At 46.6% G+C, this 11,886-nt stretch carries 6 protein-coding genes; all 6 read left to right on the top strand.

Translation table 11 applies throughout. From position 1 onward, the window contains the following. Positions 1-51: 51 nt before the first annotated feature. Positions 52-1,893 carry a carboxypeptidase regulatory-like domain-containing protein gene (locus CSD97_RS07415; protein ID WP_098032192.1) on the top strand — a complete coding sequence of 614 codons (1,842 nt, stop codon included), beginning with the start codon at positions 52-54 and terminating at the stop codon, positions 1,891-1,893. A 93-nt stretch (positions 1,894-1,986) separates the two neighbouring features. Continuing rightward, complete coding sequence (locus tag CSD97_RS07410; protein WP_098032191.1) at positions 1,987-3,441, top strand: glycoside hydrolase family 76 protein; 1,455 nt, start codon at positions 1,987-1,989, stop codon at positions 3,439-3,441. A gap of 18 nt (positions 3,442-3,459) precedes the next feature. After that, entirely contained in the window at positions 3,460-6,630 is a 3,171-nt protein-coding gene (locus CSD97_RS07405) for a TonB-dependent receptor (protein ID WP_098032190.1), read from the top strand. A 30-nt stretch (positions 6,631-6,660) separates the two neighbouring features. Then, entirely contained in the window at positions 6,661-8,727 is a 2,067-nt protein-coding gene (locus CSD97_RS07400) for a RagB/SusD family nutrient uptake outer membrane protein (RefSeq protein ID WP_098032189.1), read from the top strand. A 28-nt stretch (positions 8,728-8,755) separates the two neighbouring features. Continuing rightward, complete coding sequence (locus CSD97_RS07395; RefSeq protein WP_098032188.1) at positions 8,756-9,571, top strand: DUF3823 domain-containing protein; 816 nt, start codon at positions 8,756-8,758, stop codon at positions 9,569-9,571. A gap of 118 nt (positions 9,572-9,689) precedes the next feature. Next, a complete protein-coding gene (locus CSD97_RS07390) occupies positions 9,690-11,870 on the top strand; it encodes a hypothetical protein (protein WP_098032187.1) in 2,181 nt (726 codons plus the stop codon). Positions 11,871-11,886: the final 16 nt, after the last annotated feature.

The raw sequence follows: 11,886 nt of genomic DNA, 5'->3' as shown, positions 1-11,886 counted from the left end.
GATTGGCATCGGCTCCTTTGTTATATTAACTTCTAATTAATAATTTAAGCTATGAAACAGTTGAAAAAGCTGAAAGTTTTTGGACTGATGGCCATGCTTATAAGTATGGTCATCATGGCGAGCTCTTGTTCGGACGATGATACGGGCGGAAGGGCTTTATCTTATGGAAAGGTGACGGGTGTCGTCACGGATGATTTATCTTCCCCTCTTGAAGGGGTCACAGTTTTAGTCGATGGTTCCGGTATAACGGCTGCACCGGACGGTCCTCAGACCACGACAAATTCGCAGGGTGTATATACACTCGAAAATATTTCAATAGGTACACATATAATTACATTTACGAAAGCCGATTACCAGACGGTAAGTGTTACCGTTGTGGCAGGAAAATTCAATGAAGAACAAGTGGCTGAAGTTAGCCCTAAAATGGAGTATGCAGCCGCAAAAATCAAAGGAAAAGTAGTTGATGCAGGAAAGGGAAATACTCCGTTGGAAGGAGTGACGGTCAGCATCAGTTCCACACAGACTGCCACCACCGGAAGCGATGGTACATTTGAAATTGGTAATTTGCCATTGGCAGACTACACCGTTACTTTTACCAAAGCAGGCTATGCTTCCATTGCGAAGAAGGTAGCTATAGCTGACTTTGTGGATGGCATTGCCACTATAGAGGTTCGCATGGGTGGGACAGAAATATTGCGCGGACTAACTCTTGATGATTTGAAAGCTGCAGAAAAATGGTATTATAACGAATACCGTGGCGGACGAAACGCTGAAAGCTATCCCCACTGGGATTGGGCTTGCAACTACATGTGTACGATGGACTTCCGTGGCGACTGGGAAGAGCAGAACGAAGGAACCACTCTCCGCATTCGTAACAATGAAGAGGACCGCAAGAATCCTGCTGACTTGGAGATATTCGATTCCTTTGTATTCGGAAGCAAGCTGATTACAGAAGATAACTACATGATGACCCTCCAGATCCGTACGCACAGTGCCGACGAAGCTGCTCCGGTATATTATGGCGTGCAGGTGGTAGACCTGACTGCTACCGATCCGAAGGCTGAGATGGTGGGTGATGTCAGAACCTATGCCTCGGAAAATTACATTTCTGTTCCAGTAGACTTGAGCAAATACATCGGTAAGGAAGTAATCATTGCCATCGGTACATTCCGTGCCCAGACTGGTGATTACTGGAAGCAGTTGGTATTGCGCCGCATCGCTTTTGCTAAAGAAGCCGTTGAAGGATGGGGCTGGTTGCCCGGAACATCGGTCGAAGAGTTGGATGGTTGGGAGATGACCCGGGAAATGGTACGCTCTACCATGCCGCAAATGAAGTCGAAGTTCACTGGCTTGAGTCCGGTTGAGGGAAATCGCGATAACTATGTGGACGCCTATCGTGCATGGCGCGAGGTGGACCATATTTGTGCCGAGTGGTCGTATATGCCGCTCAGTAAAGATCCTGAGGTATTCCCTTCCGAAGGCTATCTGATAAAGACACGTAGTGGAAACAACGTAAGTACCACCGTTCCCGAATCTTATTTCTATGCCAAATTCTCCATTGCGTCTGGGTGTGATAGGATGACATTGAAGACTCGCAACTTCAGTGGAACGAATGCTACCTTCTTCAAGGTGACAGCTATCCGTATGGACGGAACTGTCGTACACTTGGCACCTGCATCCCATACGGCTCAGTTTGCTGAGGCTGCTGCCGACGGTTGCTGGAAATTTATCCATCAGGCCGGAGGAAAGGGGGATCCGGAGGCATATGCCGATTTTGTCTATGATTTGTCTCAGTTCAACGGAGAAGATGTAATGTTGACTATTGGTGTCTTTAAGGGAGAAGAGAACGGCGACGAGAACAAACTGGTGCTGCGTGACATCACAATGGAGTGACAAACTGCTGATATTTAATTTTTTTTGTTTTTCCCTCTTTATCTCCTTTTGCATCTTGTGAGGGGAGAGACGGGGACTGAAGAAACTAATTGTATGAATATAATGAAAAATTTATTTACTTTATTGACTTTGCTCTTATTGACGTTAGTGGCTTGCAGTAATGACTCTGCTGTTGATGAAAAGCCGGACAACGGAGGTACGTATGTTCCAGGTAATCTGCCGGTGCAGAATGTGGCACGTGCCATAGAGCTGATTGACAATGCTGTAGAGTGCTATTTTACGGGTACGGGCATGGCTATGTCACGTTATTATAACCCTTATACCGGAAACCGTTCCAGTGAGTTGGGCAGTGTGTGGATGTACACTAGCTCCATTGAGGCCGTGAATGCTGCGATGAAAGCCATGAAGACCGGGAAGACAAAGGGAGAGACGGCTCTTTATGACTCTCACTTTAACCGCTACAAGGAACTTTTAGCTCAACTTTATGACAATCTGGAGTTTTATGCAGGTACTTTTACGCTGACCTCTTATACGCAGACCAAACAGTGGACGGTATACGGCGTAAACCGCGGCAACGGCAAGGGAGCTGCACAAGTGGAAGGTACCCTCAATGTTTACGATGACCAGATGTGGCTGGTGCGTGAACTGTTGGAATCCTATCATATTACTGGTGAACAGCGCTATCTGGAAAAGGCAGAATACCTGACAGAATACGTGCTTGACGGTTGGGACTGCACCCTTGATGAGCAAGGTAGTCCATTGGGAGGCATCACATGGGGACCGGGGTATATCACCAAGCACTCTTGCAGTAATGGCCCTATTGTCAGTCCTCTGGTGTGGCTGCACGAAATTTACAAAGGAAAACCTGACGAAGTGACCTATGGCTACGTGGCTGCCGACAACAGTCGCAAGCTACGCACTGAGAAGAAATCTGACTATTACTTGAATTTTGCCAAAGCTGTTTACGATTGGCAGAAGAAATATTTGCTGAGACCAGACGGGGTGTACGACGATATGATGGGTGGTTATGATTCACCGGACATAAAATATGTTACCATTGATGGTGAACACTACCGGACTGGTTCCAAACTGCGTGATCGTGTAGGTCCGGCCATCACTTACAATAGTGGTACGATGCTTTCCGGTGCTGCCGACCTTTTCAGAGTTACAAGCGATGCGACTTATCAGACGGACTTGGCGGAATTGACCGATAATAGTTTTGCTTACTTTGCCAAACCTGAAGCTGCCAAACCGGGCTGTTATACATTTGATGTCAGCGGATTCTGCAACTGGTTCAACGGTGTACTGATGCGTGGGTATGTGGATGCTTATTCAACCCACACTGCTGCCGCAAGCTGTATCGAGGCATTCCAGAATAATCTGGATTATGCCTACGAAAACTATCAATACAAACATATGCTTCCCACCAATCTGCTGGTGGGGTGGTACAAAGCTGAAAAGAACAAGAACAACGTGGAAGGAATGTTCACTTTTGCTTTTGCCGCCGAATATGCAGTGTTGGCGAATTATGAATGGAGCAAGAAATAATTTTAAAATTAATGGACTATGAAGAATTTTAGCAAGATGCGACAAGGATTATCCTACATGGTAATGGCATTCCTTCTGATGCTGATTCCGGCAGGTGTTTTCGCACAAAACTCTATTTCCGTTTCAGGAATAGTTATGGATGACACCAATGAACCTGTCATTGGCGCTGCCGTTATGGTGAAGGGCACCACTATAGGTGTCATTACCGACATTGACGGACGTTACACCATCAGTACTCCTGCAGATGGTATTCTCAGTTTCTCTTATGTGGGATTGAAGGACAAGGAAGAGAAAGTGAACGGACGTACCACTATCAACATCATTATGCAGACTGACTCCAAGATGATAGACGAAGTAGTGGTGATAGGTTACGGAACACAACGCCGCGGATCGGTGACGGGTGCCGTTTCTGCCGTCAAAGGGCAGGATATGATAAAGACCAAGAACGAAAATCCGCAGAATATGCTGACAGGACGTATTCCTGGTTTGCGCGTATGGCAGAAGAGTTCTGAGCCCGGAACTTTCAATAACAGTTTCGATATTCGAGGTATGGGATCTCCATTGATTATCATCGATGGAATTCCTCGGAGTACGGAAGAATTCCAGCGTTTGAATGCAATGGATATCGATGATATTTCTGTGTTGAAAGATGCTTCTGCCGCTATTTACGGTGTACGTGCAGCCAATGGTGTAGTGTTGGTGACCACCAAAAAAGGAGGAGCTGGAAAAACGGAATTCTCTTACAATGGTTCCTACACTTTCCAACAACCTTCACGTATGCCTGAACTGTGTGATCCTTATGAATCTATGACGCTGTTCAACGAAATGTCGATGAATAACATCAATGGCGGTTCATGGGTCTTCAGCGAAGAGAGCTTTGAAGCATTCCGTAACGGTACGCGCCGTACGACGGACTGGAATGACTTGATTATCTCTAATGTGGCTCCACAGACACAACACGACATCAGCATTTCCGGTGGCAACGAGAAGACGAAGTTCTATATCAGTATGGGCTACTTTTACCAGGAAGGTATCTTCCGTTCGGGAGACTTGAATTATAATAAGTTCAACCTGCGTTCCAACATTTCAACTGAAGTTGCTAAAGGTATAAAATTCGAACTTGGTGTAAGTGGCATCTCCGACGAACGCAATACGCCTTACAGTAGCGCACAGGATATCATTCGTAACTATTGGCGCCAAGGTGTACTTTATCCTGCATACGCTGATCCTGAAGGGACGATGTTGAACTACAACGGTTTGGACATGGAACAGAATACTGTGGCTATGATGACGGCCGATATTTCCGGTTACAAGAAGTACAAGCAGAAATATTTCCAGTCTTCGGCTACTTTGACGGTAGATTTCAGTGAATACACACCGGTATTGAAGGGATTGACTGCCAAAGCTATGTTCAGTTACGATTATCGTGCTGACAACAACGAGGCTTTCCGCAAAGAGTACTACCAGTATGCTTATGACGAGCAGACCGGTACCTACAATCAGAAGGTTTATAACGAAAGTTCGCCCAGCAACATGCGTCGCGAGTTCTATGACAAATCACAGATGTTGGGACAATTCACAGTGAACTACGACCGCACTTTTAACGATGTCCACCATGTGGGTGGTGTTGTCGGTTGGGAGGTACAGAAGCGCAACGGTGACAACTTCTACGCTGTCCGCGACCTGGCATTCTCTATGCCTTACCTGCTGGCTGGTGTGACTGAAGGACAGATCGGCGCCATGCAGACTGGTAATAATGATTTGTATGAACAAGCTAACGAAGCTTTGATAGGTCGTGTCAACTATTCGTTTGCCGACCGATACCTGCTGGAAGCACAGTTTCGTTACGACGGTTCCAGCAAGTTTGCCAAGGGGCATCAATGGGGTTTCTTCCCTTCAGTATCGGCTGGGTGGAGAGTATCCGAAGAACCTTTCTTCAAAAGCATAGATGCTTTGAAGTTTGTCAATCAGCTGAAGCTGCGTGCCAGCTACGGTGTGCTGGGTGATGATGGTGACTTGAATTATGACTGGGCTATGGGGTACACTTATCCTGCAACCAGCGGTAACATGTCTAATGGCGACTATAACGGTTATTCACCGGGCTATATCTTCGGTGGCAAATTCATCAGTGCAGCAAGCCCGATGGCATTACCTAATGAGAACATCACTTGGTTCAAGTCGAAGACATTCGACGTGGGTTTCGATTTTGAAGCTTGGAACGGTCTGCTGGGTGTTTCGTTCGACTATTTTAATCGTCTGCGTACTGGCCGTTTCGCTCGCCGTACCGGTGATTTGCCTACGGTGGTAGGTGCTTCTGCTCCGCGCGAAAATTTGGACAGTGACCGCCAATTCGGTATGGAATTGGAATTGACCCACCGCAACAAGATTGGACAAGTGGCCTATAATCTGAAAGGTATTGCTACCGTTACCCGTCAGAAATACCTGACTGCTTCGGAAAAAGGTCCTTGGGCCAATTCCTACGATCGTTGGCGTAATGACAACTTGACGAACCGTTATCAGGGAGTACAGTTCGGTTATACTTCTGCCGGACGCTACACCAGCTGGAATGATATTTGGAGCTATCCTGGCTACAAGGAACGTGACATTCTGCCGGGTGACTACAAATATGAAGACTGGAATGGTGACGGTGAGATTAACGGTCAGGACGAACATCCGTTTGCCTTTGACCAGACTCCATGGTTGCAGTTCAGTTTAAATGCCGGCTTGCAATGGAAGAACTTAGATTTCAACATGCTGTTGCAAGGCTCTGCGCTGGGTTCTATGGAGTACAAAGAGCCTTTGCATGAAATTTGGGGTAAGAACGGTGGCGGTGCATTGACACAGTTTCTTGATCGCTGGCATCCCGTAGACCCGAAGGCCGATCCCTATGACCCTTCTACTGTCTGGACTTCCGGTCACTACGCCTACACAGGTCGTTGGGCGAAAAACAATTCAGCTTTCAATCGTGTAAGCACCGCTTACCTTCGTCTGAAGAGTATCGAGCTGGGTTATACATTCCCGAAATTGAAACAGATTCCCAATGCCAGTCTGCGTATTTATGCCAATGCTTACAACCTGCTGACATTTACGGGTGTGAAATTTGTAGACCCTGAGCATCCCGATGATGATTTGGGACGCATGTATCCGTTGAACAAGACCTATACATTGGGAGTTTCCCTTTCTTTCTAATTAATGATATAAACCTAAAAAATAATAAATATGAGACATAAACTGATATCCGCGATGTTGTGCATGACTCTTGCCACTTCATGTGTCGATATGGATATTGCTCCCAAAAATATCGTGACTTCCGAGTCGTTGCTTTCCAATGAGTCTGGTATGGACATCTATATGGCACGTTTGTATAGCAATATGCCATGGGAAGACTTTAAATACCTCTCACAATGGGGGGTGAACTTTAATGGTTGGTTGAATGCCATGGGTATTGACGGTACTGGTGAAGCCATGAACAGGGACGGTATTTGCTGTGCGTTTACCGGTGAAGACAATGCTTACTGGGGCAAGGCTTTTGAATTGTTGCGCGATGCCAACTTCCTGCTTGAGAACCTGCCGAAATATCAGAGTTCCTATGCAGAAATTACTTACAACCACTATTTGGGCGAAGCCTATTATGTGCGTGCCACAGTTTTCTATGCCATGGCCCGTCGTTTTGGAGGTATCCCTTTGGTGACAAAAGTCATCCAGTATCCTGGAGACGGAAATTTGGAGGTTCCCCGTGCCAGTGAGGAAGAAACATGGAACCAGGTTTTGGCAGATTATGACAAGGCCATTGAATTGATGATGTCTAGTAGCCCCAAGAGTGGTTACAGTAATAAGTATGTAGCATTGGCTTTCAAGTCAGAAGCAATGCTCTATGCCGGTAGTGTAGCTAAGTATAATGAAACGGTAACTGGACGTTTGACCGGTTTGGGTACCAAGACGGGAGTACGCGTGATCGGATTCGATGAGGACCGCTGGCAAGAGGCTTCCAAGAAGTATTTCACTGAAGCCTACAAAGCCGCTTCCGAGGTGATTAAAAGCGGTGTATACTCACTTTACAAGAAGAAATGGGCCGCTAATGATCCGGAAGCACAATATCAAAATATGGTGGATATGTTCTCCGATCTTAGCAATAATCCTGAGAACATCTATGTGAAGGAGTACGTTTACCCCACCAGTACTCATGCTTACGATTCTTACAACTTACCGCTCACCTTTAAGGCTCCGCTGAACTGTGGTGTTTGCCCGACAGCCGACTTTGTTGAGTTGTTTGATGGTTTCGACCGTTATCCCGACGGTACCTTGAAGGTGACGACAGGCAATTCTTGTACCGAAGGTAATTACGTTATGTATGATAGTCCCATGGACTATTACAAGAATGCTGAACCTAGATTGCGTGCTTACGTCATCTTCCCTGGTGATGTGTTTAAGGGTAAGGAAATTGAAATTTATGCCGGTGTTTATACGGGGGCCGCGCCTGTCAAACCGCTTCTTAGTGACTATTCGTATGGTGCTGCCACTACCAAGTACAATCATCTGAGTGCTTATAAAGAGAAGCCCAAAACGCTTTATCTCAGTCCGAAACCTGAAGATCAGCAGGAAATTGTAACCCTGCCTGATGGCTCTACGATGAAGGCTGCTGGCCAGAACGGTCCTTTCTATGAAGATGGTGGAAGTGCTATGACCGGTCTGCTGGCACGTAAATGGTTGAACCCTGATCCTGCATTTGTTCCTCGGGAAGGCAATAGTGCACAACCTTTTATTTTGATGCGTTATGCCGAAGTGCTGCTGAATGCAGCCGAGGCTGCTGTGGAACTTTCGTTAGCGGGCGTCTCTTCTCCTGATGGTACAGATATGTTGAGTGTGGCAACGAAAGCCATCAATGATATTCGTGAGCGTGCCGGTGCCCGGTTGTTGACTGCCTCGTTGACTGGTACAACAGACAGCCGTGATATCGTCCGCAAGGAACGTCGCAAGGAGTTGGCCTTCGAACATAAGACCAAATGGGACTTGCGTCGCTGGCGTGTGAATCACTATGAAGGTCGCGATGGATTCTGGGGTGAGCAACGCAATAAGGACCGTTTCAGCAACACGACTCGTTATCGTTTCCGTGGTATCTATCCGTTCTATTCGACGGCGACCGGCAAGTGGTTCTTTGATGTTTGTTTCAACTATACGACTGCCGGTGACAAGGACTTCGGTTACACTCCGGTGGACTATTATTTCTCGATTCCGGGTGGTGAGGTTTCTAAGAGTCCTGTGATTGACCAGCAGCCTAATCGATAAAACTCAATAATTAAAAAACTTAAAACGTATGAAAAAGACAATATTTTATAGCTTATTCAGCGCCTTGTTCATGTTAACCTCATGCAGCATGTTCGAAATAGACAACTATGAGGAACCGGCAGAAACAATTTGGGGCGAAGTGGTAGATGAAGCAACTGGTAAGCGTGTATTGACCGACCAGGGCAGTGAGGGTATCCGTGTCCGTCTGACCGAATTGAGTTGGGGTGACAATGTGCAACATAATCCCGATTTTTACTGTATGATGGACGGTACATTCCAGAACACGAAGCTCTTCAAAGGTGAGTATAATGTCCGTATCGACGGCCCGTTCATTCCATTAGTGCGTGAAAATACAGACGGTACCTTGCTCCATGATGGTTCCGTCAATACTGAAATCAGTGGTACGACGAAAGTGAAATTTGAAGTACAGCCCTTTCTGAACGTTGAGTTTGTAGGTGATCCGCAGGTGAGCAATGGGGTCATCAAGGCACAAGTACGCGTGACACGCGGTGTGTCGGATGAAGTTTTCCGTGAAAAAATCCAGCCGATGGGCAATTGGAAAGACGAATACTTGAATGTAACTGACATCCAGTTCTTCGTCAGCTACTCAAACACAGTAGGCTACCGGGCACGCGACGAGCGTTGGTCGAGCAGCATCAGCTATGAAGGTAAGAGTTTCGAAGATTTACTGGGTAAGGAAGTTATTGTCCAGTCTAACGGCAGTATACCTTCGGGCCGCAAAGTGTTTGTACGCGCTGCCGCACGTATTAACTACGACACACCTGTAGGTAGCGGCACACGCCGTTGGAACTACAGTGAGCCGGTAGAAGTACTTATTCCGTAGCTTGATGGCATACAGCCGAGGCTTTGCTGCTATAGTGCCAAAGCCTCGGCTGTTGAGCAATCTTTTGCCATTATAGTGGTAAGGACAATGATTAATACCATAAAAACAAGAAACCAATATGAAGCAAAAACATTTTTTGATAAGTTTGACTGTCTTGGCAATAGGCATCTCTGTAGATGCTCAGACCAAGGACAATGTTAAAACCACTTTTCAAACCTCACGCGAGTGGAAGCCTTCTATAGACAATAGGGCCGATGCGGTGATGGTGTATGGAGTAGGGGGAAATCCTTCGGATAAATCACGCAAACTATCTTTTGAGGAACGGGTGAAGTCCTGGAAAGAGCGTGGATATATCATACACTTTATGACCGGTATTGCTTGGGGTGAATATCAGGACTATTTTACCGGACAATGGGACGGGAAATGGCATTTGGATGAGGGACAAGTCACACAGACTGGAGATACGATATGGCACGGTCACATGGTGCCCTATATCGTACCGTCGGAGAATTTTTTAAGTTATCTGAAAGAGAGACATGTGAAGAGGGTAATCGACGCCGGTGTGGATGCCATCTTCATGGAAGAGCCTGAATTTTGGGCAAGAGCCGGTTACAGTGATTCTTTTAAGGAGGAATGGAAAAAATACTATGGCTTCGAGTGGAGACCGCAACACGAGTCTCCGGAAAATACTTACTTGTCGAGCAAACTCAAGTATTACTTGTACTATCGTGCACTGAATGAAGTTTTCACCTTTGCCAAAGAATATGGTAAAAGCAAAGGGATGGACGTGAAGTGCTACGTTCCCACCCACTCGCTGGTGAACTATTCGCAATGGCAGATTGTCAGTCCAGAAGCAAGCCTTGCCTCACTTCCTTGTGTGGACGGTTACATTGCTCAGGTGTGGACCGGAACTTCGCGTGAGCCGAATTTCTTTGACGGTCGCAAACGTGAGCGTGTGTTCGAGACTGCCTATCTGGAGTATGGCTCTATGGAGTCAATGACTGCTCCTACTGGTCGCAAGATGTTCTTTCTGACCGACCCTATCGAAGACTGGCCGCGTGACTGGGCAGATTATAAGAAAAACTATCAGGCTACCTTTACTGCACAATTACTCTATCCCAATATAGCCGATTACGAAGTGATGCCTTGGCCGGAACGTATCTACGAAGGACTATATCGGACAAGTGCCAATAGCGACAAGAAAGAACGTATTCCCCGTTTCTATTCCACACAGATGCAGGTGATGATTAATGCCTTGAACCGTATGCCTCTGACTGATAAAGAACTGACCGGAAGCAAAGGATTCAGCGTACTGATGGCAAACTCCTTGATGTTCCAGCGTTTCCCTACGCACAACGGATATGAAGACCCACAATTGGCGAATTTCTACGGTCAGGCGTTGCCTTTGCTCAAACGAGGGGTACCCGTCAAGACCGTCCACATTGAGAACCTCGGCTATAAGGAAGCGCTGGCTGACACAAAAGTGTTGTTGATGACTTATGCGAACATGAAACCGCTTGAGCCTGAAGCGCACAGCCACATAGCCGATTGGGTGAAGAAAGGGGGAGTATTGATTTATAGTGGAACGGACAACGACCCTTTCCAGAATGTAAGGGAATGGTGGAATACCAACGGGCATAACTATGCTACCCCTTCCGCACATCTTTTTGAGCAGATGGGGCTTCCTGCCTGGCCGAATCAGGGAGAATATAGTTACGGTAAGGGAACTGTATGTGTTATTCGTACCGATCCTAAAGATTATGTCCTGCATGAGGGTGGTGACAAATATTTTTTGTATCTTGCGGCCCGGATGTACGAGCAGAACGCGAAAGCGGGAAAGCTGGAGTTCAAAAACAACTTCTATCTGCAAAGGGGAGATTACGACTTGGCTGCTGTGCTTGAAGAGAGTGTGAGCGACGAGCCGTTTACTGTGGAAGGATGTTTGATTGACCTTTTTGATCCCAAATTACCGATATACACTTCCAAGCGGATAAATCCGGGTGAGCAAGCCTTGTTGCTGAATGTAGAACGTGTAGCCGGTAAGAAGAAGCCTCAAGTGCTGGCTTCGGCAAGTCGCGAAGAACAGGAAGAACGCGGAAAAGGCTGGTATTCCTATGTGGCGAAAAGTCCTGCCGAGACTTCAAACGTATCGCGGGTACTGTTGCCGAGTTGTCCTAAGAGTGTGACAGTCGATGGCAAAGAAGTATTCGATACCAAGCGTTGGCATGCAGCAAGTCATACCTATTTGATAGAGTTTGAGAATAATCCTGACGGAGTGTCGGTGAAGTTTTGCTGGTAATCTCAGACCTTTTATT

This window comes from Bacteroides sp. AR29 (assembly GCF_900217715.1).
GTDB classification, from domain to species: Bacteria; Bacteroidota; Bacteroidia; order Bacteroidales; family Bacteroidaceae; genus Bacteroides; species Bacteroides uniformis.
This window is presented reverse-complemented; position numbering and strand designations above follow the sequence as displayed.